The organism is Psychromonas aquatilis, from assembly GCF_038155185.1.
Classification (GTDB): domain Bacteria; phylum Pseudomonadota; class Gammaproteobacteria; order Enterobacterales; family Psychromonadaceae; genus Psychromonas; species Psychromonas aquatilis.
The window spans coordinates 1-26,921 of record NZ_JBAKAZ010000045.1 but is presented as its reverse complement, the minus strand read 5'-3'; the positions used below and the strand labels follow the sequence as shown (position 1 = coordinate 26,921).

General features: G+C 38.1%; 27 protein-coding genes. 12 read left to right on the top strand and 15 right to left on the bottom strand.

The features are described 5' to 3' along the window. Window positions 1–309: 309 nt before the first annotated feature. The 3 genes from V6256_RS11475 to V6256_RS11465 form a co-directional block, all read right to left on the bottom strand. Window positions 310–1,389: a polysaccharide lyase family 7 protein gene (locus V6256_RS11475; protein ID WP_341598354.1), complete on the bottom strand. Its 1,080-nt coding sequence runs from the start codon at window positions 1,387–1,389 to the stop codon at window positions 310–312. A gap of 266 nt (window positions 1,390–1,655) precedes the next feature. Beyond that, on the bottom strand, window positions 1,656–1,943 hold the full coding sequence (gene ppnP / locus V6256_RS11470) for a pyrimidine/purine nucleoside phosphorylase (RefSeq protein WP_341598353.1): 288 nt from the start codon (window positions 1,941–1,943) through the stop codon (window positions 1,656–1,658). A 70-nt stretch (window positions 1,944–2,013) separates the two neighbouring features. Beyond that, window positions 2,014–3,924, bottom strand: a complete 1,911-nt coding sequence (locus tag V6256_RS11465) for an ABC transporter ATP-binding protein (RefSeq protein WP_341598352.1) — start codon at window positions 3,922–3,924, stop codon at window positions 2,014–2,016. Between the two features lie 135 nt (window positions 3,925–4,059). Between V6256_RS11465 and V6256_RS11460 the strand changes: the two genes are divergently transcribed. Further along, a complete protein-coding gene (locus V6256_RS11460) occupies window positions 4,060–4,284 on the top strand; it encodes a YheV family putative zinc ribbon protein (RefSeq protein ID WP_341598351.1) in 225 nt (74 codons plus the stop codon). An 11-nt stretch (window positions 4,285–4,295) separates the two neighbouring features. Continuing rightward, window positions 4,296–4,808 (top strand): FKBP-type peptidyl-prolyl cis-trans isomerase, encoded by a 513-nt coding sequence (locus V6256_RS11455; protein WP_341598350.1) that lies wholly within the window; start codon window positions 4,296–4,298, stop codon window positions 4,806–4,808. A gap of 77 nt (window positions 4,809–4,885) precedes the next feature. Here the strand turns inward: V6256_RS11455 and bioH are convergent, their stop codons facing one another. Then, a complete protein-coding gene (gene bioH / locus V6256_RS11450) occupies window positions 4,886–5,677 on the bottom strand; it encodes a pimeloyl-ACP methyl ester esterase BioH (RefSeq protein WP_341598349.1) in 792 nt (263 codons plus the stop codon). A 29-nt stretch (window positions 5,678–5,706) separates the two neighbouring features. Here bioH and V6256_RS11445 point away from each other — a divergent pair, with 29 nt between their 5' ends. Both V6256_RS11445 and nfuA read left to right on the top strand, forming a co-directional pair. Then, on the top strand, window positions 5,707–6,453 hold the full coding sequence (locus tag V6256_RS11445; protein ID WP_341598348.1) for a ComF family protein: 747 nt from the start codon (window positions 5,707–5,709) through the stop codon (window positions 6,451–6,453). 128 nt (window positions 6,454–6,581) lie between these two features. Further along, window positions 6,582–7,163: a Fe-S biogenesis protein NfuA gene (gene nfuA / locus V6256_RS11440; RefSeq protein WP_341598347.1), complete on the top strand. Its 582-nt coding sequence runs from the start codon at window positions 6,582–6,584 to the stop codon at window positions 7,161–7,163. A 6-nt stretch (window positions 7,164–7,169) separates the two neighbouring features. Here the strand turns inward: nfuA and yjeH are convergent, their stop codons facing one another. Further along, window positions 7,170–8,435 (bottom strand): L-methionine/branched-chain amino acid transporter, encoded by a 1,266-nt coding sequence (yjeH, locus tag V6256_RS11435; RefSeq protein ID WP_341598346.1) that lies wholly within the window; start codon window positions 8,433–8,435, stop codon window positions 7,170–7,172. Window positions 8,436–8,816: 381 nt separating this feature from the next. On the opposite strand from yjeH, the gene V6256_RS11430 reads away from it, so the two are divergent. Next, a complete protein-coding gene (locus tag V6256_RS11430) occupies window positions 8,817–10,532 on the top strand; it encodes a DEAD/DEAH box helicase (protein ID WP_341598345.1) in 1,716 nt (571 codons plus the stop codon). Window positions 10,533–10,643: 111 nt separating this feature from the next. Here V6256_RS11430 and glmU read toward each other — a convergent pair whose 3' ends face one another. The 4 genes from glmU to V6256_RS11410 all read right to left on the bottom strand — a co-directional run bounded on the left by glmU (window position 10,644) and on the right by V6256_RS11410 (window position 14,743). Further along, on the bottom strand, window positions 10,644–12,005 hold the full coding sequence (glmU, locus tag V6256_RS11425) for a bifunctional UDP-N-acetylglucosamine diphosphorylase/glucosamine-1-phosphate N-acetyltransferase GlmU (RefSeq protein WP_341598344.1): 1,362 nt from the start codon (window positions 12,003–12,005) through the stop codon (window positions 10,644–10,646). Between the two features lie 170 nt (window positions 12,006–12,175). Next, a complete protein-coding gene (locus V6256_RS11420) occupies window positions 12,176–12,934 on the bottom strand; it encodes an amino acid ABC transporter ATP-binding protein (protein WP_341598343.1) in 759 nt (252 codons plus the stop codon). After that, window positions 12,927–13,874 carry an amino acid ABC transporter permease gene (locus tag V6256_RS11415; protein WP_341598342.1) on the bottom strand — a complete coding sequence of 316 codons (948 nt, stop codon included), beginning with the start codon at window positions 13,872–13,874 and terminating at the stop codon, window positions 12,927–12,929. Before V6256_RS11415 ends, V6256_RS11420 begins: the two co-directional genes overlap by 8 nt. 71 nt (window positions 13,875–13,945) lie before the next feature. Beyond that, entirely contained in the window at window positions 13,946–14,743 is a 798-nt protein-coding gene (locus V6256_RS11410) for a transporter substrate-binding domain-containing protein (protein WP_341598341.1), read from the bottom strand. A 469-nt stretch (window positions 14,744–15,212) separates the two neighbouring features. On the opposite strand from V6256_RS11410, the gene nadE reads away from it, so the two are divergent. Both nadE and asd read left to right on the top strand, forming a co-directional pair. Beyond that, on the top strand, window positions 15,213–16,049 hold the full coding sequence (gene nadE / locus V6256_RS11405) for an ammonia-dependent NAD(+) synthetase (protein ID WP_341598340.1): 837 nt from the start codon (window positions 15,213–15,215) through the stop codon (window positions 16,047–16,049). A gap of 182 nt (window positions 16,050–16,231) precedes the next feature. Then, window positions 16,232–17,344 carry an aspartate-semialdehyde dehydrogenase gene (gene asd / locus V6256_RS11400; RefSeq protein ID WP_341598339.1) on the top strand — a complete coding sequence of 371 codons (1,113 nt, stop codon included), beginning with the start codon at window positions 16,232–16,234 and terminating at the stop codon, window positions 17,342–17,344. Between the two features lie 145 nt (window positions 17,345–17,489). Here the strand turns inward: asd and gpsA are convergent, their stop codons facing one another. Genes gpsA through V6256_RS11380 form a run of 4 tightly spaced genes read right to left on the bottom strand, consistent with a single transcriptional unit; the run spans window position 17,490 to window position 19,702 of the window. After that, window positions 17,490–18,494 carry an NAD(P)H-dependent glycerol-3-phosphate dehydrogenase gene (gene gpsA / locus V6256_RS11395; protein WP_341598338.1) on the bottom strand — a complete coding sequence of 335 codons (1,005 nt, stop codon included), beginning with the start codon at window positions 18,492–18,494 and terminating at the stop codon, window positions 17,490–17,492. 26 nt (window positions 18,495–18,520) lie between these two features. Beyond that, window positions 18,521–18,982 (bottom strand): protein-export chaperone SecB, encoded by a 462-nt coding sequence (gene secB, locus V6256_RS11390; protein ID WP_341598337.1) that lies wholly within the window; start codon window positions 18,980–18,982, stop codon window positions 18,521–18,523. A gap of 36 nt (window positions 18,983–19,018) precedes the next feature. Beyond that, on the bottom strand, window positions 19,019–19,267 hold the full coding sequence (gene grxC / locus V6256_RS11385; RefSeq protein ID WP_341598336.1) for a glutaredoxin 3: 249 nt from the start codon (window positions 19,265–19,267) through the stop codon (window positions 19,019–19,021). A 6-nt stretch (window positions 19,268–19,273) separates the two neighbouring features. Continuing rightward, window positions 19,274–19,702, bottom strand: coding sequence for a rhodanese-like domain-containing protein (locus V6256_RS11380; protein WP_341598335.1), 429 nt, complete (start codon window positions 19,700–19,702; stop codon window positions 19,274–19,276). 228 nt (window positions 19,703–19,930) lie between these two features. Here V6256_RS11380 and gpmM point away from each other — a divergent pair, with 228 nt between their 5' ends. The 4 genes from gpmM to panM all read left to right on the top strand — a co-directional run bounded on the left by gpmM (window position 19,931) and on the right by panM (window position 24,049). Beyond that, complete coding sequence (gene gpmM, locus V6256_RS11375; protein ID WP_341598334.1) at window positions 19,931–21,460, top strand: 2,3-bisphosphoglycerate-independent phosphoglycerate mutase; 1,530 nt, start codon at window positions 19,931–19,933, stop codon at window positions 21,458–21,460. 112 nt (window positions 21,461–21,572) lie between these two features. Beyond that, the gene (locus V6256_RS11370; RefSeq protein ID WP_341598333.1) at window positions 21,573–22,778 is read left to right on the top strand and encodes a murein hydrolase activator EnvC family protein; all 1,206 of its coding nucleotides are present in this window, start codon (window positions 21,573–21,575) and stop codon (window positions 22,776–22,778) included. Between the two features lie 7 nt (window positions 22,779–22,785). Beyond that, window positions 22,786–23,607 (top strand): divergent polysaccharide deacetylase family protein, encoded by an 822-nt coding sequence (locus tag V6256_RS11365; RefSeq protein ID WP_341598332.1) that lies wholly within the window; start codon window positions 22,786–22,788, stop codon window positions 23,605–23,607. A 16-nt stretch (window positions 23,608–23,623) separates the two neighbouring features. Further along, window positions 23,624–24,049 carry an aspartate 1-decarboxylase autocleavage activator PanM gene (gene panM, locus V6256_RS11360; RefSeq protein WP_341598331.1) on the top strand — a complete coding sequence of 142 codons (426 nt, stop codon included), beginning with the start codon at window positions 23,624–23,626 and terminating at the stop codon, window positions 24,047–24,049. Between the two features lie 99 nt (window positions 24,050–24,148). On the opposite strand, the gene V6256_RS11355 is transcribed toward panM, so the two are convergent. Next, window positions 24,149–24,742 carry a DUF4136 domain-containing protein gene (locus V6256_RS11355; RefSeq protein ID WP_341598330.1) on the bottom strand — a complete coding sequence of 198 codons (594 nt, stop codon included), beginning with the start codon at window positions 24,740–24,742 and terminating at the stop codon, window positions 24,149–24,151. An 8-nt stretch (window positions 24,743–24,750) separates the two neighbouring features. Next, window positions 24,751–25,743 (bottom strand): tRNA dihydrouridine(20/20a) synthase DusA, encoded by a 993-nt coding sequence (gene dusA / locus V6256_RS11350; protein WP_341598329.1) that lies wholly within the window; start codon window positions 25,741–25,743, stop codon window positions 24,751–24,753. 107 nt (window positions 25,744–25,850) lie between these two features. Between dusA and V6256_RS11345 the strand changes: the two genes are divergently transcribed. Then, window positions 25,851–26,888, top strand: a complete 1,038-nt coding sequence (locus V6256_RS11345; protein ID WP_341598328.1) for a site-specific integrase — start codon at window positions 25,851–25,853, stop codon at window positions 26,886–26,888. Window positions 26,889–26,921: the final 33 nt, after the last annotated feature.

Genomic DNA, 26,921 nt, shown 5'->3' with positions numbered 1-26,921 from the left:
CGTGTCTGTGGATGCGCATTATAGGGATCTTGAGAAGGTAAGCAAGCGTTTTATTATGATTATTTGCAAAAAAGCGTTCGAGTGCTCAATTAACCATCAAAACGTGTATATTCCAAGCAAAAATACGGTTATTTAAGCTTTAAATGACAAGATCAACTGAATAAAGATGATCTTAAGATCTTATGTTTTTAGTGAGTTAAGCCTATTAATGCTTTATTTCGACAAATATAAGCCTGGTAAATAGTAATAAAACCTATAAAAAAATGCCTTTCACACAAATGAAAGGCATTAATGGTTATATCAGTTAGTTTATTGATCCAAGGTTAGTTCGTAAAAACTTACTTTTGCATAGTCTCCTGCATCAACACCATTGTTTGTACATTGAGAAGATCCAACATTACATTGGTTATAGTTCCCTGCTTTAAAGTACATCCAATCATTAGCATAACCTTCATCATATTCATTACCCTGATAATGAGGTTGTGATAAATCTATCTCAGCCGTTTTGATTTCCTCATTTTCTTCACCAATGTTTTTAACAAACGTTAAATGCATAATATTGTTTTGTACATTTACATTATAAGAAAACACTTCACCTAGTTTAATGCCATCTGTTGGCTCTGCGGATCCATCACGTAAATCATATGCACCAAATACATTATGATAAATATCTTTACGCTTTGAATAATTATCGCCTGTCGCATTTATTTCATAACGCCAATACAAAGAACCGTATTGATGATTTGGTAATTTACGATATACAATTTTTAATGGTTCGTTTGTTGAACCATGAATTTGTCCTATCACAGTTGAAAAAGCACCATTCTTATCTGCATTACCACTTGTACTAACCCAATCTACCGATAAGGTTGCAGATAACTCACCACCAATTGAACCATAAGAAGCAGCATCAGGGTTGGCCGTGATAGCAAAATTATTTTTTGGATCTTTATAAGAGGTTGCTAGCATTGCTCGTAATTCACTGCGTGCATTTTTACTATTTGGAGTTGTCATCGCTTTATTCGGTGTGGCAAACACCATTGCACCTGTTGTTGCATCGGTATAGAACCAATCGGGATGTGTATAAGGATCTGTGGTACTGCCTAGTTGTTGTGCCGAAATTTCCATGACTTTACCTGCTCGGTTAGGTTTGTCATCTTCCATAGGAATATTGATTTTCCATTTAGTCAGGTCAAAATTTTGCGATGGCGCTTTATTAGGATCTAATTTAGCCATTAGTGCTGTAGTATTTGCAGTTGCTGGTAAAGGTGTCGTTGCATTAGCGACCTTCCCTGTTGCATAAGCCGCCTGATTATTTGATATTGATTCTGTATTTGCACAGCCCACCAGCAGAGTGGCAATGATCGCACTTAAATATACTTTTTTCATTAGAGTACCTGCTTATCTATAATAGATAATATTTTTGAGTAATAAATCGCAGGCAGTAAATTATAATAATATTGTATTATAAATTGTGATCTTCTCGGAAGATATGAGTGACAAGTTGTTAAATATATAAATTAGAAGATGTTTTGTTAACTCAGTAACAATTATAGTAAAAGAGAAAAGCTATTTATTGCTTTATATTTTCAATAGTGATTAAAAAAGGAGCCTAAGCTCCTTAATCTATTATTATTCGTTTACCTTAGTAAACTTTATGCTTTGTATAAGCAAAGGTAAGCAGTTTGAACAACAACTTTAACATCAAAGCTTGAGTTTGCTTCTACTTCAAATGTTTCACCTGCTTTATAAGTTATCCATTCAGTTGTATCAACTAAACGTACTGTTAAGCTACCGCTTACTACAGTCATGTATTCGTAAGCACTAGTACCGAATGTGTACTCACCAACTTCCATTACACCTACTGTTGCAGGTAATGTTTCACTTTGGAATGCGATTGATTTAACGTTACCATCGAAATATTCATTTGCTTCAAAACTCATTTTAATCCCTTTTTATTTCATGTATTGGTGAATCATTGCGCACAGAGTATGGCGAAGCTGCGCCTAAAACTCAACCCTCGAATTCAGATTGCAGGGTTTCAATCTGCTCCTGCGCTTCCATCCAAAGCATTTCATTTTCTTCCAAAAGCTCTTTTACTTCGCCTTGTTCTTTCAATAAATCTGTCAATTTCTTTTTGTTTTCTTGCTCGTATAATTCGCTTTCGCTCAGCTGTTGCTCAATTTCAGTTAAACGCTCAGAAGCAGTGTCCATTGCTTTTTCAGCGGTGCTTAATTGTTTTTTGAACGGCGTTAGTTTTTTCCTAAATTCAGCTTCTAATCTTTTTTGATCTTTTCGATTAGCACTAACTGATACCACCTTTTCAGCACCTTGTTCTGCTTGCTTTTCCAAACGTTGTTGATCAGATAACCATTGATGGTAATCATCTAAGTCACCAGAAAACGGTTGTACTTTTTTATCATGTACTAAGTAAAGATCATCGATTGTTGTACGTAGTAAGTGTCGATCATGCGATACAACCACCATTGCCCCTTCGAATGCTTGTAATGCAACCGTTAGCGCATGACGCATTTCTAAATCTAAGTGGTTGGTTGGCTCATCGAGTAAAAGTAAGTTAGGTTTTTGCCATACTAACAAGGCCAACACTAAACGTGCCTTCTCTCCGCCTGAAAATGGACCAACAAGATCAAATGCTTTATCGCCCTGAAAACCAAAGCTACCTAAGAAATTACGCAGTGGTAACTCTTTTTCATCTGGTGCTAAACGCGCTAAATGCTGCATTGGGCTTTCATCTAAGTTTAAAAACTCTAATTGATGCTGAGCAAAGTAACCTACCCTCGCATTGGTGTTTATCTCTAACTTACCTGACTTAGGCTTCATTTGATCAGAAAGTAATTTGATCAATGTAGACTTACCGGCTCCATTACGTCCCAATAAACCAATACGACTGCCAGGTACGAGATTTAACTCTATTTTATCTAGGATCAGCAGATCATCGTAACCAGCACTCACTTGATCTAAAGTTAATAACGGCATTGGCAATACTTCAGGCTCTCTAAATGAAAAGCTAAATTGGTTATCTACGTGTGCAGGTAAGATTTGCTCCATCTTTTCAAGTGCTTTAATACGGCTTTGCGCTTGCTTCGCTTTATTCGCTTTATAACGGAAACGATCAATATAACTCTGCATATGATCCATTTGCGCCTGTTGCTTTTCATAGGAAGACTGTTGCTGTACTAGTTTTTCAGCACGTTGACGTTCAAAACTGGTGTAGTTACCCGTGTATTCAAACAATTTATTTTGTTCAATGTGAATAATCTTATCCACAATGCTATCGATAAAATCTCGGTCATGGGAAATGAGGATTAATGTTCCTTGATATTGATGCAGCCATTTCTCTAACCAAATCACCGCATCTAAATCTAAATGGTTGGTAGGTTCATCAAGTAATAATAAGTCAGAAGGACAAAGTAGCGCTTGGGCTAAGTTGAGTCGCATACGCCAGCCACCTGAAAAATCACTCACTGGACGACCCTGTGCTTGCTCAGTAAATCCAAGACCCGCTAATAATTCCGCTGCACGAGATTCAATGGTATAACCACCGGCATTATCTAATAGGATATGCATTTCAGCTATTTTTGTTCCATCATCCGCTTCTTCAGCTTGTTTTAATTTAGCCTGTAGTGCGCGAAACTCATGATCGCCATCGATAACATATTGCAACGCATTCATATCTAATGCAGGCGTTTCCTGTGCAACACTCGCCAAGCGCCAGTGATGAGGAATGGTTAACTCACCCGCATCAACTTGGTGTTGTTGCTTAAGTAGTGTGAAGAAGCTTGATTTACCACAGCCATTAGCCCCTACTAACCCTACTTTTTGCTTTGGGTTAATTGTTGCACTGGCATTTTCAAGTAAAGGCTTCCCGCCACGGATAAATTCTATATTAGTTGCAACAATCATAAATTCAGAGTCTCAGTATTAATCAGGTAAATTAAGGGACGATGATAACGAACTTTGCAAAGTTGAGCCATTATTACTGAAAATGAAAGCCAATTTGTTTATGATGATGTACTTTTTGCTATTTGTGATTGAACTATGTCAGTATCTAAAAATAAAAAACGCTTCATTGCTGGAGCAGAATGCCCGAAATGTAAAACAATCGACAGTATTGCGTTGACAATAGAAAACGCAGTTGAGACATTAACCTGCGTAGCTTGTGATTACACACAAGTACAAACGCCTACTCAGGCCAAATCAGCGACACGTCAATTTGAACAAATAATTGGTGTTTTTGATCCATCTGAGCAAGATAAAGAATAAGAGAGTTAATAATGAAAATTGAAAAGAATGCAGTTGTAGCGATTCACTTTGGTGTTGCTGAGGTAGATGGTAACCCATTAGACAGTACTGAAAATGGCAGCCCACTGGAGTTTATTCAAGGAACTCAATATTTAGTACCAGGCTTAGAGAAAGAGTTAGAAGGGAAAGAAGCTGGCTATAAATTTGATGTTACCCTAGAAGCTGAAGATGCTTACGGTCCTTTCCAAGAAGCATTGGTTCAAGAAGTACCTCGCTCTTTATTTGAGGGGGTGGATGAAATTGAAGTTGGTATGTCATTCCAAGCAGAAACAGAACAAGGTCCTCGTACAGTAGAAGTGACGGGTGTTACTGAAGAAAATGTAAGCATTGACGCTAACCACCCATTAGCAGGTATGTCACTACAATTTGTTGGTGAAGTGGTATCTGTTCGTTCAGCAACAGCTGAAGAATTATCTCATGGACATGTACACAGCGCTAAACCAGAAAGTGACTGTTGTAGCAGCGGTAGTTGCCAAACGCATTAGATAACAACAATAAAATAAGCCATATTGATTAATATGGCTTATTTTTACTGCTTTTACGACTGAAGGCTGAATTACTCTCAGCCTTGATCCTCAATAAAACTCACCATTGTACTCACAAATAGATCAGGTTCGCTAATAAAAGGAGCATGTGCTGATTTATTAAAAATATATTGCTGAGCATGACAACTTAACTTTGCCACTTCCGAAGCATTATTGACTGGCACTAAAGTATCCTTCTCACCAAAAATCGTTAAGCAAGGTAAGGTTAATTCACTAAACTCGCTACGTAAATCAACCTCTTTTAATAAACCTAAACCTGAGATCAAAGCCGATTGATTTGGTTGAGGACTATTTTTTAACAGTGACTTGATAGTAACAATGTCATCTTTTACCGTTTCGCTTCCCATAGCTTGTAAAGAGATAAAGCGGTTTAATACTTTTTCAGGCTGCTTGATCACCTCTTGTTTAAATTGCTCAAAAACCTGCCCTTTTACGCCTAACCATGAGTCTTCTTCAACAAATTTTAATGCAGCACATACTTGAATTAACTTATCCACACGTTCGGGAAAGGCATAACTAATATAGGTCGCGATTAACCCGCCTAATGACCAGCCACACCAAACGGCATTCTTTGGTAATTTATCAAGTAAAGTTGCTGCAATATTTTCTAATGAATAATCCTCAAGACTTTGCTGATTCGCCAAGCCAGGTAAATCCACTAAATAAACACAATAATGTTGGCTCAGCTTTTCTAGTACTGGCTGCCAAATTGCACTACTCATGCCCCAGCCCGGTACTAAAATTAAATTCTTTCCTTTTCCTATTGTGGCATAACCACCTTGCTCTTCTTTAACTTGTTCTATACTCACATTAACCTCAATAGATAATAGGGCATCATTTGATTAGATTTCTTCAACGATTGACTAAATTACATCAAATACTACTCGAAGGTTGTTTACCGAACCATTGCTTATTATGTAATTTACCAAGCGAACAGTCACTTATATGCCGTTATTGTTACGAGACAATGTTAATGCCTCGTCCTTGCTGTTTGCATTGTGGCTGTGGACTAGCAACAACACAAAATTTTTGTGGTGAATGTATTAAACACAGCTTTGAATTTCAACAACTGCACGCTATTGCAGGGTATCAATCTCCATTTCCTGAGCTAATCAAACAATTAAAGTATGACAATCAACTTCTGAATGCTGACCTCTTAGGTTTATTACTCGCTGATTCAATAAAACAACGTTATAGCGCAATGGAGTTATTAACAATTGACTATGTGATAGCGGTTCCTTTACATAGCAAAAAATTAAGAAAGCGCGGCTTTAATCAAGCACAACTGATTTGCGATGCATTAATTCAACACTTACCTATTACAGTACCCTGTCCTCCTTTAATCACGCGTAATAAATTTACTAATGCTCAAGAAGGGCTAACACGTCCACAACGCGCAAGTAATTTAAATAATGCTTTTTCCATTAGCCCTGATAGCAAAATACAACTACAGGGTAAGTATATTGTGTTGATAGATGATGTTGTTACCACAGGTGCGACGATTAATAGCTTATGTAAGTGTTTGTTAGAGGCGAATATAAAGCGGGTAGATGTTTGGTGCATCAGCCGAACAGAGTTAGATTAAGCTTAACAAACAAAGATTTTGCCAGTGCTTATTTCTTTATTATTGATGACAACTTCACTCTTTGCTTTTTAATACCTGCAATTCTCGTTATAATGTTCGAGTAAATTACTCAAGCATAAAGGTTGAACATGATCGAAATTACTCCAGCTGCACAAGCGCACTTTGCAAAACTACTAGAGCCACAAAAAGATGGCACTAACATTCGAGTTTTTGTTATCAACCCAGGAACACCAAAAGCAGAATGTGGTGTATCTTACTGCCCACCAGAAGCGGTTGAAGCTAGTGATACAAGATTAACTTTTGACGCATTTGATGCTTTAGTTGATGAAGTCAGCTTACCTTTCTTAGAAGAAGCTTTTGTTGACCTAGTAGAAGAAGAAACAGGTACACAGCTAACATTAAAAGCACCGAATGCAAAAATGCGTAAAGTAAACGCAGATGCGCCATTAATTGAGCGTGTTGAATATGTGATACAAATTCAAATAAACCCACAATTAGCAAGCCATGGCGGTTTCATTAAGCTAATTGAAGTAACAGAAGATAATGTTGCTGTTATTGAATTTGGTGGAGGCTGTAATGGTTGTTCACAAGTTGATCTAACATTAAAAGAAGGCATTGAAAAAGAATTACTAGAAGAGTTCTCTGGTGAATTAAATGCGGTTCGCGATGTTACGGAACACGCACAGGGCGATCACTCTTTCTATAAATAAGCCTACTTATTTGATGCGGTTATGAGATTTATAAATAACCGCATAATATCCTGACAAAATTAACGTCAATAACACAGCAAAAATCATTTCTTTACCAAGCGCAATAAATAAAGTTGCACAAGTTAAGCTAGCCAAGCCTGCAATCCACTTCCCTTTACCTTTTAATAATTTAACACCAGCAATACCCGCCGCTAAATAAATTAAAATAAACAATCCATTTGCATAAGCAATTAAGTTATCTATTTGTAAATTAAGATACTGACTAATAACTAACATGCTAAAACACAGCAAAATAGCAAAGCTCAGTCCTAAGAAAGCAACACCATGCTTATTCAAGCGTGAGAATGCAGAATGAATTTGCTGCTGTTTTGCCATACTTTGTAATAAACGAGAAAAACCAACAAAATATAAGCTTACTGAAATGAAGCAGGTAAAGAAGCCAACTAAATTAACGAGAATATAACCTTTATGTCCTAAACTTGATTCCACTAGATGTACGACTGAATTAAGATTGCTTTCTTGATCGCCATAAAAACCCATCTGTAACAAACTAATGCTAATTAGACCGTAAACAATCAAGGTAATTGAAATACCGATAAAGATGGTCAGAGGAAAGTCTCGCTCAGGGTTCTTAAAATCATCGGCAATATGTGTAATTGCTTCTATCCCTAAGAAACACCAAAGAATGAATGTCGCAGTTAAGGCAACGTCACCTAAGTTAAATTCAGAAGTCGGTAAAACAAAGGGCTGATTAAGTTGACTATCAATAGAAGAGAATAAGAGCGTACTTACAATCACGACACTTAATATAGATTGGATACTAGCAGCTGTTTTTAACCCTAATAAGTTAATCACAAACACCAACCCTAATATACTAATGGCAATCAGGGCTCTATGATCAACGCCCTGCGAAAACAACTGAGCTTCTATTAACGCATTTTGTAAGAAGTTAGCTGCGGTCATAGCAATAACAGGAGTGCCTAATGCAACCACCCAAATAAACAACCAACTCACGAGTCGGGAACTACGCTCACCAAATGCTTGTTGTACATAATAGGCAGTACCGCCAGCATGTGGGTAATACTTACCTAATTGAGCAAACGTAAAAACAATCGGAACAATCAATAATCCCATAATAGCCCATGCCAACAATGACCAACTACCAGAGATTTGTGCGGCAATAGCAGGGATAATGAATACGCCAGAGCCCAATAAAGCAGAGACGAGCATTGCAACACCTTGCATTACCGATAGTTTTCCTGTTTTTAACATACTTCACCCAAAAAAAGTCCAATGTATCATCGGGCGTAGTTATAACCCAAGTTAAAACAAAACTAAATAAAATAAAACTAACAAAATTAAGCAAAGCAATAAAAAATGCGCTATAGGGACACTTTCTCTTCAAAAGTGTGGAGTTTGTCAAAATAAAGCGGGCATTTTATAAACAAATGCAGTAGAATGCGCCTCCCTCGCAATAGGATCCATCTAAGCGAAGCAAAATATTCAGAGTAAAACCTACTACGCGGATTGATTTCGCGAAAAGTTAATGGACCACGTTTAACAATATTAAATTGTTAGGCTGATGTAGGTATAGGCTGAATTTAACGCACATTCGAGCAATGTGCAGCACTTTATAAACTCAAGAGGCCACTTATGTCAGAGTCAGAAAATCAACAAGCAGGACCAACTTTTCAAGATCTAAACTTACCAGAATCAATCGTAAAAGTTGTAACTGAAATGGGTTACGAATCACCGTCTCCAATTCAAGCACAAACTATCCCACACCTATTAAGAGGTGAAGATGTATTAGGTCTTGCACAAACAGGTACGGGTAAAACAGCGGCATTCGCATTACCACTATTAGCTAACATCGATGTGTCTAAAAACCATCCACAAGTATTGGTTCTAGCACCAACACGTGAATTAGCAATCCAAGTAGCAGAAGCATTCCAATCGTATTCTCGTCATCTACGTGGCTTCCACGTAATGCCTATCTACGGTGGCCAAAGCTACAATATCCAGTTCAAACAATTAGCACGTGGACCACAAGTTGTTGTTGGTACACCTGGTCGTATCATGGACCACTTGAAACGTAAAACACTAGACCTTTCAAACTTGCAAGCATTAGTATTAGATGAAGCAGATGAAATGTTACGTATGGGTTTCATTGATGACGTTGAAACGATCATGAAAGAGATGCCAGAAAAGCGTCAAACAGCTCTTTTCTCTGCAACTATGCCTGATCAAATTAAACGCATTACTAAGCGTTACATGAACAACCCAACAGAAGTTAAGATTAAAGCTAAAACATCAACAGTTTCAAACATCGAACAAAAATGTTGGATTGTACGTGGCGTTAACAAATTAGACGCATTAACACGTATGCTAGAAACTGAAGAGTTTGATGGTGTAATCATCTTTGCTCGTACTAAAACAGCAACGGTTGAATTAGCAGAGCGTTTAGAAGCACGTGGTTACCGCAGTGCTGCACTAAACGGTGATATGAACCAACAAACACGTGAGCGTGCAATTGCCCGCCTTAAATCAGGTAGCCTAGACATTCTAGTTGCTACAGATGTTGCTGCACGTGGTCTTGATGTTGAGCGTATCAGCTTAGTAGTTAACTACGATATCCCAACTGATACTGAATCTTACGTTCACCGTATAGGTCGTACTGGTCGTGCTGGTCGTACAGGTAAAGCAATCTTATTTGCTGCACCACGTGAGCGTCGTTTATTACAAGCAATTGAACGTGCAACTCGCCAACCAATTACTATTATGGACCTACCAACACGTGATGAAGTAACACAAACACGTATTGATAACTTCCAAAAACAATTATTTACAACTTGTGAAAGCGAAGATTTAACATTCTTCCGTGATTTATTCGAACAAGTTAAAAACAATACTGAAATTGATGAGTTAGATCTTGCTGCAGCATTATTATTACTTGCTCAAAAAGAAAAACCATTACAACCAGTAGAAGAAAAATTCGTAGAACCACGTAGCAATGATCGTGAATTCTCTCGTGGTGATCGCCCTCGTCGTGATCGTAATGACCGAAATGACCGTTCACGTGGTGAGCGTAACAATCGTAGTGAAGATAAGCCTCGTGGCCGTGGCCGCCCTACTGACGTTGAACTAGAAATGTTCCGTTTAGATGTAGGTCGTGAGCATGGTGTACAAGTGAAAAATATCGTAGGTGCAATCGCTAACGAAGCAAATATCAATAGCCGCTTTATCGGTGATATTCGTTTAAACAACGATCACTCAACTATCGAGTTACCAAAAGGTATGCCAGCTGAAACACTAACGCATTTAAAAAATGTTCAAGTATGTAAACGCCCATTAAACCTTAAAAAATGCTAATCTAATTAGTATTAAAACGAAGGAGGCTTAAGCCTCCTTTTTTTATATCTAATAGTCATAAAAAAGGCCGCTAACTTACATTAGCGGCCTTTTAGTATTTATTGAATCGTATTATTTCTTTTTAACTGGTCGTTGCCAACCTTCAATATTACGTTGCTTAGTACGTGATACACATAATGCATTATCAGGTACATCATTCACTATCGTAGTACCTGCGCCTGTTGTCGCACCATTACCAATGATCACAGGAGCAACGATTTGACAATCACTACCAACAAACACATCATCACCAATAATCGTTTGATGTTTATTCGCACCGTCATAATTACACGTGATCACACCAGCACCAACATTAACACCACTACCAACTTTGCTATCACCAATGTAACTCAAATGCCCACATTTAGTTCCTTCACCTAATGACGACTTCTTCACTTCCACAAAGTTACCAATATGAACTTCGTTAGCAATCACAGTATCAGGACGAATACGTGCCAGTGGTCCAATTGATACACGTTGCCCAATCTCAGCCCCTTCGATAATAGAATGAGCTTTAATCTCAGTATGATCAGCAATCGAACAATTAGTTAAGATACAGCCAGCACCAATTTTTACACCATTACCTAGCGTCACTTTCCCTTCGATAATCACATTGATATCGATATCAACATCTTGACCGCAAGTTAATTCACCACGAAGGTCAAAACGACTTGGGTCACGCAGCATTACACCACTTAATAATAACTGGTTTGCTTTGTCTGCTTGATATGCTCGCTCTAAATTAGCAAGTTGTAGGCGATTATTCACCCCTTCCACTTCGAATGCATTTTCTGGTTGAACAGTTTCAATAGATAGCCCTTCTTGATAAGCCATCTGGATAATATCCGTTAAATAAAACTCACCTGCCGCATTATCATTTGATAAAGCAGGTAACCAGCGGTTCAAAGCAGCTGCATCAGCCACTAAAATACCGGTATTAACTTCGTTAATTGCTAATTGCTCTGGATTAGCATCTTTTTGCTCAACAATACCAACAACTTGTCCGTTATTGCGTTCGATACGTCCATAGCCTGTTGGATCATCTAATTTAATCGTTAATAAGCCAATACCACCTTCAGGTTGTACCGCGACTAAATTTTGTAATGTTTTCTCAGAGAGTAAAGGAACATCCCCATAAACAATTAATATTTTTTCATCTTTCTTAAAGTAAGGTAATGCCATTTGCATTGCATGGCCAGTGCCTAGTTGCTCTGTTTGTTCAATCCAATTTAGCGCATTATCTGAAATATTCTGCTTCATCATATCGCCACCGTGACCATAAATAAGGTGTAGATTGTCAGAGCCAATACCTTTTACTGTGTCAATTACATGCTGAACCATTGGCTTGTCAGCAATTTTATGTAACACCTTAGGTAACAGAGAACGCATACGAGTACCTTTACCGGCAGCAAGAATAACAACACTTAAAGACATAGTAATAACCTTCATTGAGATAAAAAATATCAGCAGTTTAACGGAATTTTATATAAGAACGTATAAAAAATAATACAGAACAATACAAGAAGAGATGCGTTTTAAGAAAGTTGTTACTAGGATCGTGAATCACGGTACAAAAAAGTAACAACTTTCTTCTTAGAAAAGTATTATAAAATATTAGATAAGAACTTTTGTAGCCTTGGGTGATTAGCAACTGTTCCAAATATATTTTCAGGGATATCGTCGACTAATAACTCCCCCTCTTCCATAAATAAAACACGATCAGCCACTTCATTAGCAAAACCCATTTCATGGGTTACAACAACCATGGTCATCCCTTCCGCTGCTAAAGACTTCATTACATCTAATACTTCACCCACCATTTCTGGATCAAGCGCAGATGTAGGTTCATCAAATAGCATAACATCAGGTTTCATTGCTAAAGCACGTGCTATCGCCACCCTTTGTTGCTGCCCGCCTGAAAGTTGAGTTGGATAAATATTAATTTTTTCAGCAAGACCAACACGTGTTAATAACGTTTCAGCTTCTTCTTCCACTTCAACTTTAGAGCGATTAGATACTTTTAATGGCGCCAACATAACGTTTTCTTTAACAGATAAATGAGGAAATAAATTAAATGATTGAAATACCATTCCTATATTTTCTCGTAATGTATTTATATTGGTACCTTCATCATACATAGTCACACCATCAACCATGATACTGCCACTAGTGATAGTTTCTAATTGGTTTAAAGTACGTAAATAAGTTGATTTACCTGAGCCAGAAGGACCGATAATAACGACCACTTCGCCGCGCTTAATATTAGTCGTAACATTCTTTAATGCGTGGCATCCATTAGGGTAAATTTTATCAATATTTTTGGTCACGACAATATCGTCACCAGTATAATTTTTGTTAGTCATTGCTTGCTAACCTCTTCTCAATACGTTGAATTACCCAAGATAAAGTTGATGTTAGTAACAAGTACAATACTGCCACTGTAAACCAAACCTCAAAGGTAGCAAAACTACCACTAACTACTTCCCTTCCCGCTTTAGTTAAATCAGTAATTGAAATAACAGAAACAAGTGAAGAATCTTTGATCAAAGTAATCAGTTGTCCAGCCATCGGCGGTAATGTGCGTCGAAAAGCTTGCGGTAAAATGACATAAATCATTGCTTTAGGATAAGTCATGCCTAATGAACGAGCCGCTTCCATTTGCCCAACTGAGATAGATTGAATACCTGAACGTAAAATCTCAGCTACATAAGCACCTGTAAAGACAGATAGCGCAACCACACCTGCTGTAAACTTATCTAAATCAAATACCGTCCCTAAGAAGAAGTAAACGATAAATATTTGTACCAGTAAGGGGGTCCCACGAATTATTTCAATGTATAAGATAGCTAGGTTTTTAAAGAATGGGTTAGCCGATATCCGCATTAAGGCCGTTATTAAACCAATAGCAATTGAAAATAATAAAGAGATAACAGAGATCTTAAGGGTCATATATAGACCGTCTAATAAAAGACCGGATCGCACACTATCAACACGAGCAATTTGATCACCCTCGTAAATAAAATCACCTTCAGACACAAGCAATTGACTTGCATTAGAGATAACCGTATCTGGATCCCCATTATCATAAGTTAAGGTAAGCGTTCCTGCTGCATCCACACTTGCTGTCGCATCGCCTTGCGCAATAATATCCATTGGCGATGTATCAATAATATAAGGCCAAACTAAATGCCATTGCCATTTGTAATTTATGCTTTGAGAGGCAACATAAACACCAGCAGAGATAAGGCCGATTGTAAAAATAAATAGCAAATGCCATTTTAAATTATTCGTTTTTTTGTTCATTAAATTCACCAAAAACAAAAAAGAAAAAACCAGAGGTATGCTCTGGTTTTATAGGGGAGTTGTTAAAAAGATTACTGAACTTGACTTAACCAAGCATCACTTTTAAACCATTTATCATAAATACGTTGGTAATCACCATCGCCTTTAATCTGTCTAAGGAAGTTGTTAAGGAAATTCAACATATCTGGATCGCCTTGTTTAACAGCCCAACCTAGTGGTTCATATGTGAATGGTTCAAGAATTGAAGTTGTTTTACCTTTTGACTGAGCGGCATAAATTGAGATAAATGGCATATCGTAAATCATGGCATCTGCTTTACCATTAACTACTTCTAATGCAGCATCTGTTTGTGTTTCGAATGCATTGTATGTTGCTTTAGACAACATTTTTTTAATCACTTGCTCGCCAGAAGTACCTAATTTAGCAGCAATAGTAAACTCTTCGCTATTTAGGTCTTTGTAGCTAAGTACCTTACCTTCGTGTTTTGGATTTAATAGAATAGATTGGCCAACAGTAATGTATGGGTCAGCAAAGTTTACACGCATGTTACGTTTTGCATTGACCGTCATACCAGCCATAATAATGTCACACTTACCTGTTAATAACGCAGGAATAATACCATCCCATGCAGTATTAACTGGTACGTATTTCACTTCCATTTGTTTTGCCATTAACTTACCTAAGTCAACATCAAAACCAATGAACTGACCGTTTTTAGCTTTCATTTCAAACGGCATATAACCGGCATCGAAACATGCTCTTAATTCACCAGATTCACTGATATCATCTAAAGTGCCTGCATTTGCAAAACCAGCAGAAAGCGCTAACAGAGAAGAAGCTGCGACGAGTTTCCCGAGTTTATTTTTCATTTAAAAAATCCTTTTTTTGATTTAAATTTTAATCGTAGTATTGAGTAAAGTGACCTGTCCACTTAAACTACTTCTTTTTGATACATTACATAAGCAAAAGATACGCCAACAATCCTAGTCACACGTAAAAACTAATTGTGATAAATTTAATATAAAAACAATTAGTTAAATATAAAATATAGATTACAGACGTTGAAAGCGACTATAAACAATATTTTATGATGATACCTTAAGGTAAACACTTTTTTTACATTAGCACTAATTTAAGGCGATCGCACCACAAAAGTGCGATAGATGTGAGTTAATATATAACACACTCTTTGCCTTTTTCTTTTATATTCCCCACTGTTTGCAACCTTCAAAAACATCCAAACTAAGTATCACTGTTATTTTTTACTATAATAAATGGCTACTTTTTTGCATAATCATTAATAAGAACTCACCACTTTATCAACCAATAGGCCAAGTCATGAAACAAAAAATACTACAAGAGATGCGTGTATTAGCAGATATTGATATAGAAAATGAAATTCAACGACGTATTAGCTTCATCCAAAAAACATTAAAAAATGCTTATTGTAAAACACTCGTTCTTGGCATCAGCGGTGGCGTTGATTCAAGTACTGCCGGACGACTATGTCAGCTAGCAGTAGAGGAATTAAATGAACAAGAAAATAGCAAAGAATATCAATTTATTGCTGTTCGCTTACCTTACGCAATACAAAAAGATGAAGATGAAGCACAACTTGCAGTGAGCTTTATTCAACCAACAAACTGTATCTCAGTAAATGTACAAAGCGGTGCTGATGGCATTCATGAAAGTACATTAAGTGCTTTACAAGATGGCCAAGTAAAAATCAAAAATGGCGTGAGCTTGGATTTTGTTAAGGGCAATGTAAAAGCGCGTATGCGTATGATTGCTCAATATGAGATTGCAGGTTTAACAGGCGGTTTAGTTGTTGGTACTGATCACAGCGCAGAAAACATTACAGGTTTTTATACCAAACATGGTGATGGTGCATGTGATTTAGCTCCTTTATTTGGCCTAAGTAAACGCCAAGTAAGAGCATTAGCAAAACAACTAGGTGCACCAAGCTTATTAGTTGAAAAAGCACCAACAGCTGATTTGGAAGAAGACCAACCACAACTTGAAGATGAAGTCGCGCTAGGTATGACTTACGATCAAATTGATGATTTTTTGGAAGGCAAAGCCGTTTCACAAGAAGTCGAAGATAAGTTAATTGCCATCTACTTACGCACCCAACATAAACGTCAACCTACCCCAACTATTTATGATGACGAGTAAATAAGATACCTACTTACCTTGATAATTTGGCAGCAATGTTAAAGTTCAAGGTAAGTATTGATATTTTTTAACTGAAAATCATCAAATCACTAGCCTTAATAACACCTCTAATGTTAGATTCAGTACTCGATTAATGATTAATCGTTTTATTTGAAACTATTAAATTTAAGGAAATATAGACCATGAAAAAAGTGGGTTTAGTTGGTTGGCGCGGTATGGTTGGATCTGTTCTTATGCAAAGAATGCGTGAAGAGAATGATTTTGCAACGATTGAGCCTGTATTTTTCACCACCTCACAAGTTGGTCTTGCGTCTCCTGAAGTTGGTAAACCAACCGACACTTTAAAAGATGCTTCTTCAATTGAAGCGCTATCTGAAATGGATATCATCATTACCTGTCAAGGTGGTGATTACACTAACTCTGTTTATCCAGCATTACGTGAAAGCGGTTGGGACGGTTACTGGATCGATGCCGCTTCTTCATTACGTATGAAAGATGACAGCATCATCGTATTAGACCCAGTAAACAAAGATGTGATTCAACAAGGTTTAACTAACGGCATTAAAACTTACGTTGGCGGTAACTGTACCGTTTCACTGATGCTATTAGCACTAGGTGGTTTATTTGAAGCAGACCTAATTGATTGGGTTGCGCCACAAACTTACCAAGCAGCGTCAGGTGCAGGTGCACGTAACATGCGTGAACTAATCAGCCAAATGGGTGCAATTGAAGCATCTGTTGCAGATAAACTTGAAGATCCAGCTTCTGCTATTTTAGAAATCGACCAACAAGTTGCTGATTTCATCCGTAGTGATGCATTACCAACTGAACAGTTTGGTGCACCACTAGCAGGTAGCTTAATCCCATGGATTGACGTACCTATGCCTTCTGGTCAATCGAAAGAAGAATGGAAAGCACAAGTTGAAGCAAACAAGATTTTAGGCACTAGCGATAAGCAAACACCAATTGATGGTTTATGTGTACGTATCGGTGCAATGCGTTGTCATAGCCAAGCAATGACTATCAAACTGAAAAAAGATGTGTCTGTTGAAGAAGTTGAAAAAATCTTAGCATCTCACAATGAGTGGGTTAAAGTGATTCCGAATGAACGCGAAGCTACAGTTTCTGAACTATCTCCAGCGAAAGTAACAGGTACATTAAGTATTCCTGTTGGCCGTATTCGTAAACTTGCGATGGGTCCTGAGTACATCAGTGCATTCACTGTTGGTGACCAACTACTATGGGGTGCAGCAGAGCCACTTCGTCGTATGCTAAACATTTTACAAGAAGCATAAACGCCGCTTCTTAAATAACAAAAAAGGCCTCTGATGAGGCCTTTTTTTATGAGAACTTATAAACCAACGCTAAAATCACTAAGCATAAGCCAAAATAACGTTAGTCCCTCACTATAAGAATTATCAAAATGGTAAGTTAAGGTTATTATTCGCCTTTTTTGCTTCTTGCTAATAAGTCCATTGCAGCTTCTTTTACTGCTTTACCTTGATAAAGAACGTAATAGATTTGTTCACAAATTGGCATTTCTATATTTGAGCGTTTAGCTAAGTTATATACTTCTTCCGTATTACGGAAGCCTTCAACAACTTGACCAATTTCAACTTGTGCTTCTTCTATCCCTTTACCTTGACCAAGTGCTAAGCCAAAACGACGGTTACGAGATTGATTGTCTGTACAAGTTAAAACCAGATCGCCTAATCCAGCCATCCCCATGAAAGATGAGTCTGTCGCACCTAAAGCGGTACCTAAACGAGTTAGCTCTGCTAAACCTCGGGTAATTAATGCAGTACGTGCATTCGCACCAAAACCTAGGCCATCAGCTAAACCTGCACCAATCGCAATAACATTTTTAACCGCGCCACCTAATTGAACGGCAGTAAAATCGTCTGAGAGATAAGTTCTAAAGTTACTTTTATTATGGAACAAATCAGCTATATGCTGGGTAAATTCAATATTCGTACCTGCAACAGCAACTGCTGTAGGTAGTCCTTTCGCCACTTCCATCGCAAAAGTTGGACCTGAAATAACAGCCAGTGGGTAATCCTCACCAACGATATCTCGTGCCACTTCTTGCAGTAGTCGACCTGTTTCAGCTTCTAAGCCTTTGGTCGCCCAAGCAATACGATGCCCTGGTCTTAGTAAAGGTTTTACTTGTGATAACACTAAACCAAAAACATGGCTTGGTACCACAAGTAAAATAGTATCTGTTGCAGCCACACATGCGGCCAAATCAGATTCTGGTTGCAATGCATCAGGAAAAGTAACCCCTGGTAAAAAACCTTTGTTTTCGCGATCTGTCTGTAATCGTTGTATGTGATCCGCTTGATGTCCCCAAATTAATGTTTGGTGGCCATTGCGAGCCAATGAAACAGCTAATGCAGTACCGTAAGATCCTGCACCTAAGACTGAAATCGCGATGTTTTTTTCCATGAGTTATCCTAATGACTAATTGCGAATTAAGAGTTTAACTGCTCAGCTTCAACTTCTTTATTTTGTAATGCTTGTTGGAATAAAGCATCAAAGTTTACAGGTGCTAAGTTTAATTGTGGGAAAGTACCACGTGTAACTAAACTTGAAACTGCTTCACGCGCATATGGGAATAAAATATTTGGGCAAAATGCATTTAAACAATGAGCCAGCTGTTGGCCTTCAAGTTGTGAAACAGCAAAAATACCTGCTTGTTGAACTTCACATAAGAAAGCAACATCGCCATCTACGCTTGCAGTAGCAGTTAACGATAATGTCACTTCATATACACCTTCGTCTAACTTTTGCGATTTTGTATCGATATCCATTTTAACTTCAGGCGCCCACTCTTTTTTGAATACTTCAGGTGAGTTAGGGCATTCAAAAGAAATATCTTTAACGTAAATGCGTTGGATGTTGAATTCTACTTGTTGTTCTTGTTGCTCAGACATGATCTTCCCTTAAATTTAAATATTGAGTTTTATAAACTAGCTTAATAGCTCATCAAGTTTTTCAGCACGTTCTAGTGCATATAATTCATCACAGCCACCAATCGGTGTACCATTGATAATGATTTGTGGAACCGTTGTGCCACCGGTAATTTTTGTCATATTAGGACGAAGTGAACGATCAGATACATCGATTTCTTCGTAGCTAACTTGCTTATGATCCAATAATTGCTTTGCGCGTTGGCAGTATGGGCAATATGGAGTGGTATACATTGTAATAGTAGCCATAGTTATTTACTTCTTAGTTGTTGGTAAATTTGCAGCAGTCCAGCCACTCATACCTGGTGATAAGCTATATACTTTCTCAAAACCAGCAGTTACTAGTTTTGCGGCAGCTCCAGAAGAACGCGCCCCTGTTGCACATACAACTATAATGGGGTTGTTTTTCTTATTTTCAATGATATTCAGTTTGCCTTCATTGATTTGTGATAAAGGAATGTTTTTTGCGTTTACTACATGACCCTTTTTAAACTCTTCAGCGGTACGAACATCAACAACAACAGCATCTTCTTTATTGATTAATAAAGTCGCTTGTTGAGGGTTTATCCCTTTAAACTTGCTAAATTTATCTTTAAACACGGTCGTTAATAGCATTACTGCAATCACTATCCAGGCAATAGATAACATTAAGTTGTTAGAAATAAAATCCATATACTCTTGCATAACTTGTTTCTTCTTATAAAAGGTTAAATTTGAACCTGAGTATACCCTGTGAAAAACAGAATATCAGCCTTGAGATTTAGATTAATAAATGAAATGTGCTTTTTTAGGGCCATTTTAAAGTTGCTTTGATCTAACTCTAGGCTTTTTCAGTGACAAGACGCACAAATGTTGTAAAATCAAAGTGGAGATAATTTGGACATTATACCAAGACATTAAAAGAGGTTTAAAATGACAATGACTAAAAAACCACTAGTTTTATTAATTCTAGATGGCTGGGGAAATCGCGCAGACACACCAGATAACGCGGTATCTAATGCTAAAACACCAGTACTTGATCAACTATGCAAAGACTACGCAAACGGCCTTATTTCAGCGTCAGGTATGGATGTAGGTTTGCCAGATGGTCAAATGGGTAACTCAGAAGTTGGCCACACTAATATCGGTGCAGGTCGTACTGTTTACCAAAGCTTAACAAAAGTAACGAAAGCTATCCAAGATGGCGACTTCTACGAGAACCCAGTTTTTGTTGAAGCGATAGATAAAGCCGTTGCTGCAGATAAAGCAGTACATATCATGGGCTTGGCTTCACCAGGTGGTGTTCACTCTCACGATGAACATATCCTAGCAGCGATCGAACTAGCAGCAAAACGCGGCGCGACTAAGATTTTTGTTCACGCATTCTTAGACGGACGTGATACCCCACCACGTAGCGCAGCAGATACACTAGCAAAATACGAAGCAAAATATGAAGAGCTTGGCGTAGGCCGTACTGTTTCTTTAGTAGGTCGTTACTTTGCAATGGACCGTGATAATCGTTGGGATCGTGTTGAAGAAGCATACAACGTATTAACGGCAGCAAAAGGTGCATACACAGCTGATAGCGCACAAGCAGGTCTAGAAGCAGCTTACGCACGTGACGAAAACGATGAGTTTGTGAAAGCAACAGTAATCGGTGAAGCAGCACCAATGAATGAAGGTGATACAGTATTATTCTTAAACTTCCGTGCTGACCGAGCGCGTGAATTAACATACACATTTACAGATGAAAACTTCAGTGGCTTTGAGCGTGCAGTTGTACCAAGCATCCATTTCGCTACTTTAACTGAATACGCAGCAGACATTAAAGCACCAGCAGCTTACCCAAGTGAAGAGCTTACTAATACGCTAGGTGAATGGTTAGCTAAGAAAGATAAAACACAATTACGTATCTCTGAAACAGAAAAATACGCACACGTGACTTTCTTCTTTAACGGCGGTGTTGAAGATGAGTTTGAAGGTGAGCAACGTTCTCTAATTAGCTCTCCAGCAGTAGCAACTTATGACCTACAACCAGAAATGAGCTCAGCTGAACTAACTGAAAAATTAGTTGGCGCTATTAAGAGCGATGAGTATGACGTTATCATTTGTAACTACCCGAATGGTGACATGGTAGGCCACACTGGTGTATTTGAAGCCGCAGTGAAAGCATGTGAAGCCGTTGATTCGTGCATCGGTGAAGTAGTAAGTGCCCTACAAGAAGTGGGCGGTGAATGTCTAATCACAGCTGACCACGGTAATGCAGAGCAAATGGTTGACCCTGATACAGGCGGCATCCACACTGCACATACAAACTTACCAGTACCATTTATCTACATGGGACGTGAAGCAACAATTGCTGAAGGTGGTCGTCTATGTGATATCGCACCAACAATGTTATCATTAATGGGATTAGAGATTCCAAAAGAGATGACAGGTCAACCAATCATTACTGTTAAGTAATTATTGTTGATACGCTGATTCAGGTGTCCCATTAAACGGGCACCTGAATTATTATAAATAATGTTTTAACACTTCATCTACCCATCATATGTTTATAAGGCCCTACATCACAGTGATACGTAATACTCTTTATCACAACAAGCTAAAACGCTTACGTAAATTACTTTGTTTATGCGTCTTCAGCATGATGTTAAGTGCTCCCTATGCAACCGCAGCTAATTTAAATAGTTTGCAAACGCAGATTACTAAAAGTAAACAAACCAAAGCACAAATTGAAAAACAACAAAAGCAGCTTGAAAAAGAGCTAGCACAAAGCGAACAAGCGATTGCCAGTGCCTCATTAAAAGTAAATCAAACTAAAAATGCGATCACTAAAGCACGCTCATCATTAGCCACCTTACAAAGCAAAACCGCGCAATTAAAAGCCAACAAAAGAAAACAACAATCACTCTTAGAGCAACAGCTAACCAGCGCTTATATGAGTGGTGAAAATGACTTACTTAAACTATTACTTAATCAAGAAGATTTAAGCAAATTATCACGCGCTAAAGGTTACTATGACTACCTCAATCAAGCGCGATTAGACAGTATCGACGACTTAGCGTCAGCGCAAAAAGAACTAGAAGATAATGAAAAGAAACAGATTCAAACCATCGAATCATTAAAAAAATTACATAGCGAACAAAGAAAAACACAACAGATAGTTAATCAAGAAAAAACCAAACGAGACCGTGCACTTAAGGCATTAAAAAAAGACATTAACTACCAGAATAAAAAAATAGCCGAACTTAGCCGTTCAGAGCAAGCATTAAAAGCACGCTTAAAAAAAGCAAGAGAAGAACGTAAAGCACGAGAAGCACGTAAAGCAAGGGAACTTGCTGCCGCTGCTGCTGAGAAAAAAAGAGCAGAACAAGCACTCACCAAGTTTTCTTCTCAAAAGGGTAAGTTAGCATGGCCAGTGAACGGCCGAGTACTCAACCATTTTGGTGGCGCACGTAGTAGCCAAGTAAAATGGAAAGGCATGCTCATCTCTGCAAATGAAGGCGAAAAAGTACAAGCCGCTGCTGCAGGACGGGTTTTATTTGCAGGTTACTTTAAAGGTTATGGAATGGTGGTCGCACTAGACCATAACGATAATTACATTACCCTCTACGGATACAACCAAACGCTACTTCATAAAGCTGGCGACCGAGTTTATAAAGGAGAGGCGATTGCCTTAGCGGGACACAGTGGTGGCCAAGATAGAACCAGTCTGTATTTTGAATTAAGCCATAAAGGAAAAGCACAAAACCCACTGCCATGGTTATCGAGAAGGTAAATAAACATTGAACCCTACTCTGATAAAATGCAGTAAATGGCTTTGTTTTTTTTTACTTGCTAGTTACGTTCATAACGTCTTTGCTAATACCGGGAAAATAGCGATCATCATCGATGATATCGGCTACAACCGCCATAACAAAGACTTTTTAGCACTACCAACACCCGTTACATTTGCTATTTTACCTTTCACCCCGTTTGCACAAAAAATGGCAAATGCAGCACATCAGCAACAGCGCGACATAATGTTACACATTCCAATGCAAGCTCACTCCCAAAATCATTTATTAGGAGAGAGCGCGCTAACAGAGAACATGACTAAAACACAACTCCAGGCAACATTAAATACAGCTTTAGCAGAGTTACCTCATGCGATTGCAGTCAATAATCATATGGGGAGCCTGTTAACAGAAAATAAATTAGCCATGCAATGGGTGATGGAATATCTGTTTAAACAGGAAATATTTTTTGTAGATAGCCTAACCTCGTCAAAGAGTGTCGCGGCAGAACAAGCCAAGCTAGCAGGTTTGCCTTTAGTAAAGCGAAACATCTTCTTAGATAACATTCGCACGCCAGCGGCCATGGAGAAGCAGTTCCAACAAGCAATACAACATAGTCATCATCACCCAATGACCATTATTATTGGTCACCCTTATCCTGAAACACTGGCTTATTTATCACAACGTTTACAGCAACCAGATAATCAATTTCAACTAGTTACATTAACCGAGTTGATCACGGAACAACAAGCTGTATTACCAGCTAAAAAAGCACCACCCCCAGAAAATAATGATCTAAATATAGATTCAACAACCTTAATAGTTCAATAAAAAGAGTGAATTATCCATGCGTTTATCCGTTTTTATAGCCAACACCCTATCAACACAATTACTCACAGACTTACAGAAAATTTATGCTGACTACTTACCACCAGCGGCATTAACAGAGAAAGCAATCAGCAAGTTAATAGCAGAGCCTACAACTCGCTTATATATGACAATGTTTAATGACCGTCATATTGGCGCTGCAAAAGTCAGTATTGAAGGTTCACAAGCAACCTTAACTCAGCTAACAGTGCGAGACTTAACACGTCGACGTGGCGTAGGAAAAAACCTACTAACACAGATACAAAAATCTTTAAGTGCGGATAACATCACGCACATACGATATGATTTACAGGAAGTAAGTGAAGTTGATTTACTGGCTACAACTGCTTTTTTATTGGACAGTGGGTTTGATGTGGAAGAAAAAATAGCAACTAAGCATATCTAATCGCCAATAACAAAAAACCACACTGAGTGTGGTTTTTAATTTAACAGGATAATTTAATACTAAGCGCTACAACAAGCACTTAATAACAAACCGTCAGCATTAATGTCCTGCGATAGGAAAGTCGCCTAGCATCATGCCTAGAATAGCTTGCATACGCGTAGAGTCTGCTCGGTCTTCCTCTAAATCAACAAAACCTTGCACTGCAGAACGCCAATAAATTACTTTTTCTTGATTATCTAAAGCCGCTAAGATGAAAGAGCCCTTCTTGTAACGAGGATCATTCGCCGTTGCTCTTTGTAAACCAGGTAATACACCAAAGCGCTGTTGTATCTCTTGGTCAGCAATCGCATCTTCTAAGGCAAACAAAAAGCCAATCACAACATTTGCTTTAGCAGGATCAGGTTCATAGCGATACCCTTTTGTTTCCATATACTCGATGATTTGCTCACGAATATAAGCTTTTGACTCTTGATCATCATGACCCGGAATAGCAGATAACACTCGGTTATAGTCTTCACTCCATGTAAATGTCTCAAATGCAGGTAAAACATCAGAAGGATTACCGCTGCTTACCATCAGTAAACGTTGAGACTCCTGTGATTGCTGCTCGACAGGTGTTGGTTGTGTTGTACAACCTACTAACCCTAGCTGCAAACCAATAATAGTAACAAATAACAAAGTGTATTTTTTCATATTGATACCTATTCTTCGTGAACAAATGATGCTGCTTTTTGCATTACCTCAATACCAGAACCCGGAATATGGCCATTTTCACTTAAATGACGTCGCCATGCGCGCGCACCAGGTAAGCCTTGAAATAATCCTAACATATGACGAGCCACACGATTCAAATGTACACCCTGCGCCAGTTGCGCTTCAATGTATGGATACATTTTTTCTAGTACTTGAAAGCGTGTTAACGGTACTTTATCACAGCCAAATAGCTGTTGGTCAACTGTACTTAAAATATAAGGGTTGGCATAAACTTCACGGCCTAGCATTACCCCATCAAGGTGTTGTAGGTGAGTTTTACACTCATCTAAGGTTTTAATGCCGCCATTAATAGCAATGGTTAACTCAGGAAAATCACGTTTCAATTGATAAACACGCTCATAGTCTAACGGTGGCACATCGCGATTTTGTTTTGGGCTTAAACCACTTAACCAAGCTTTACGTGCATGTATGATAAAAGTATCACAACCTTGCGCTTTTACCTTTTCTATAAAGTCACATAAAAACTCATAGGAATCTAAATCATCAATACCGATACGTGTTTTTACCGTCACAGGTAAATCACAGGCATCACGCATAGCCTTCACTGCATCACCAACCAACTCACCTTCCGCCATTAAGCAAGCGCCAAAGCGACCGTTTTGTACACGGTCAGAAGGACAACCCACGTTTAAGTTAATCTCATCAAATCCACGTTCCGCGCCAGCCTTTGCAGCTTGTGCTAAATCTAAAGGTGCAGATCCACCTAACTGCAATGCCACCGGATGCTCCGCCGCATCTCTTTGTAAGTAATCGCCCTTACCGTATAAAATCGCGCCCGTAGTTACCATCTCAGTATATAGCAGCGTGTTTTTACTCATTAAACGATGGAAGTAACGACAATATTGATCAGTCCAATCAAGCATCGGAGCAATAGAAAAGCGGTTTGTAGGGTAAGCATTTGATATATCAGTATTTATCATTGTTTTTGTTCACTTTATTATCGGCCTCAATTGCCTTGAATTACGTTGAATTACGTTGAGTTTCGTTCTACAGTACGCCTTAAGTACGCCTCATAGGAGTAGGACAAATGGCATCTTTTTCAATACAAACACGCACATTAGCGAATGGTGAAGCTCGCTTCAAAGCAACCGTGACAGTAAAAAAGAATGGTTCGATCATACACAGAGAAGCCAAGACATTCAAAAGGAAAGAGCTTGCCAGAACATGGGGAAAAAATAAGACTTCAGAATTAGAAGAGTTTGGTATTAAACAATATAAAACAACCTCAATTGGTCAATTACTCGATCAGTTTATAGGAGATCGAAATTTATGGGATAATACGGGGCGTACCAAGCAATATGTTATAAAAATGCTTCGAGATTGTAATATAGCAAACATTGAAAGCGATAAACTAAAAACAAATGATCTCATTGAGCATTGTAACCTTCGCAAATCTGTAGGTACAAAGCCACAAACTATTTATCATGATATTGCATATTTACGATCAGTAATGAAAAAATCACTACCCGTATTTAATATTAAATCAAGTCCTGAAATCTTTGACGAGGCAGTTCCAATTCTTATCGATATGAGGCTAATTGGGAAAAGCAATAAACGCACAAGGCGTCCAACTGAAAACGAACTAGATAAATTACGCGAAGGCTTATTAGAACGCCAAAGTTTTCGACCTAACGGCAAAGGGCGAATCCCCTTTGTAGATATCTTAGAATTTAGTATTTTAACATGCATGCGAATTGGCGAAGTATGTTCTCTAAGATGGGGTGACTTAAACAAGATTCATAAAACAATCATTGTTCGAGATAGAAAAGATCCTCGTAAAAAAGAAGGCAACCATATGATTATGCCGTTATTAGGTGGTGCTTTTGACATAATTCAGAAACAACCATCAAATAATGAACGAATATTCCCTTATAATTCGCGAAGCGTAACAGTAGGTTTTCAGCGAGTACGTAATAATTTAGGAATAACCGATTTACGTTATCATGATCTAAGAAGAGAAGGAGCAAGTAGATTATTTGAAAAAGGCTACTCTATTGAAGAAGTCGCTCAAGTAACCGGGCACCGTAATTTAAATATTTTATGGGGTAATCACCCCAAAAAATAATAGAAGTCAAAAGTAGAATTTTCTCGTATGCTT

What these genes read in the sequence shown, in the direction of transcription:
- V6256_RS11380 (WP_341598335.1), bottom strand. Translation starts at nt 19,702, where the DNA reads ATGCAAGAGTATATGGATTTTATTTCTAACAACTTAATGTTATCTATT.
- nfuA (WP_341598347.1), top strand. Translation starts at nt 6,582, where the DNA reads ATGATCGAAATTACTCCAGCTGCACAAGCGCACTTTGCAAAACTACTA.
- V6256_RS11460 (WP_341598351.1), top strand. Translation starts at nt 4,060, where the DNA reads ATGTCAGTATCTAAAAATAAAAAACGCTTCATTGCTGGAGCAGAATGC.
- yjeH (WP_341598346.1), bottom strand. Translation starts at nt 8,435, where the DNA reads ATGTTAAAAACAGGAAAACTATCGGTAATGCAAGGTGTTGCAATGCTC.
- gpsA (WP_341598338.1), bottom strand. Translation starts at nt 18,494, where the DNA reads ATGGAAAAAAACATCGCGATTTCAGTCTTAGGTGCAGGATCTTACGGT.
- secB (WP_341598337.1), bottom strand. Translation starts at nt 18,982, where the DNA reads ATGTCTGAGCAACAAGAACAACAAGTAGAATTCAACATCCAACGCATT.
- panM (WP_341598331.1), top strand. Translation starts at nt 23,624, where the DNA reads ATGCGTTTATCCGTTTTTATAGCCAACACCCTATCAACACAATTACTC.
- V6256_RS11430 (WP_341598345.1), top strand. Translation starts at nt 8,817, where the DNA reads ATGTCAGAGTCAGAAAATCAACAAGCAGGACCAACTTTTCAAGATCTA.
- glmU (WP_341598344.1), bottom strand. Translation starts at nt 12,005, where the DNA reads ATGTCTTTAAGTGTTGTTATTCTTGCTGCCGGTAAAGGTACTCGTATG.
- V6256_RS11455 (WP_341598350.1), top strand. Translation starts at nt 4,296, where the DNA reads ATGAAAATTGAAAAGAATGCAGTTGTAGCGATTCACTTTGGTGTTGCT.
- dusA (WP_341598329.1), bottom strand. Translation starts at nt 25,743, where the DNA reads ATGATAAATACTGATATATCAAATGCTTACCCTACAAACCGCTTTTCT.
- V6256_RS11410 (WP_341598341.1), bottom strand. Translation starts at nt 14,743, where the DNA reads ATGAAAAATAAACTCGGGAAACTCGTCGCAGCTTCTTCTCTGTTAGCG.
- ppnP (WP_341598353.1), bottom strand. Translation starts at nt 1,943, where the DNA reads ATGAGTTTTGAAGCAAATGAATATTTCGATGGTAACGTTAAATCAATC.
- gpmM (WP_341598334.1), top strand. Translation starts at nt 19,931, where the DNA reads ATGACAATGACTAAAAAACCACTAGTTTTATTAATTCTAGATGGCTGG.
- asd (WP_341598339.1), top strand. Translation starts at nt 16,232, where the DNA reads ATGAAAAAAGTGGGTTTAGTTGGTTGGCGCGGTATGGTTGGATCTGTT.
- nadE (WP_341598340.1), top strand. Translation starts at nt 15,213, where the DNA reads ATGAAACAAAAAATACTACAAGAGATGCGTGTATTAGCAGATATTGAT.
- V6256_RS11475 (WP_341598354.1), bottom strand. Translation starts at nt 1,389, where the DNA reads ATGAAAAAAGTATATTTAAGTGCGATCATTGCCACTCTGCTGGTGGGC.
- V6256_RS11415 (WP_341598342.1), bottom strand. Translation starts at nt 13,874, where the DNA reads ATGAACAAAAAAACGAATAATTTAAAATGGCATTTGCTATTTATTTTT.
- V6256_RS11355 (WP_341598330.1), bottom strand. Translation starts at nt 24,742, where the DNA reads ATGAAAAAATACACTTTGTTATTTGTTACTATTATTGGTTTGCAGCTA.
- grxC (WP_341598336.1), bottom strand. Translation starts at nt 19,267, where the DNA reads ATGGCTACTATTACAATGTATACCACTCCATATTGCCCATACTGCCAA.
- V6256_RS11465 (WP_341598352.1), bottom strand. Translation starts at nt 3,924, where the DNA reads ATGATTGTTGCAACTAATATAGAATTTATCCGTGGCGGGAAGCCTTTA.
- V6256_RS11345 (WP_341598328.1), top strand. Translation starts at nt 25,851, where the DNA reads ATGGCATCTTTTTCAATACAAACACGCACATTAGCGAATGGTGAAGCT.
- V6256_RS11420 (WP_341598343.1), bottom strand. Translation starts at nt 12,934, where the DNA reads ATGACTAACAAAAATTATACTGGTGACGATATTGTCGTGACCAAAAAT.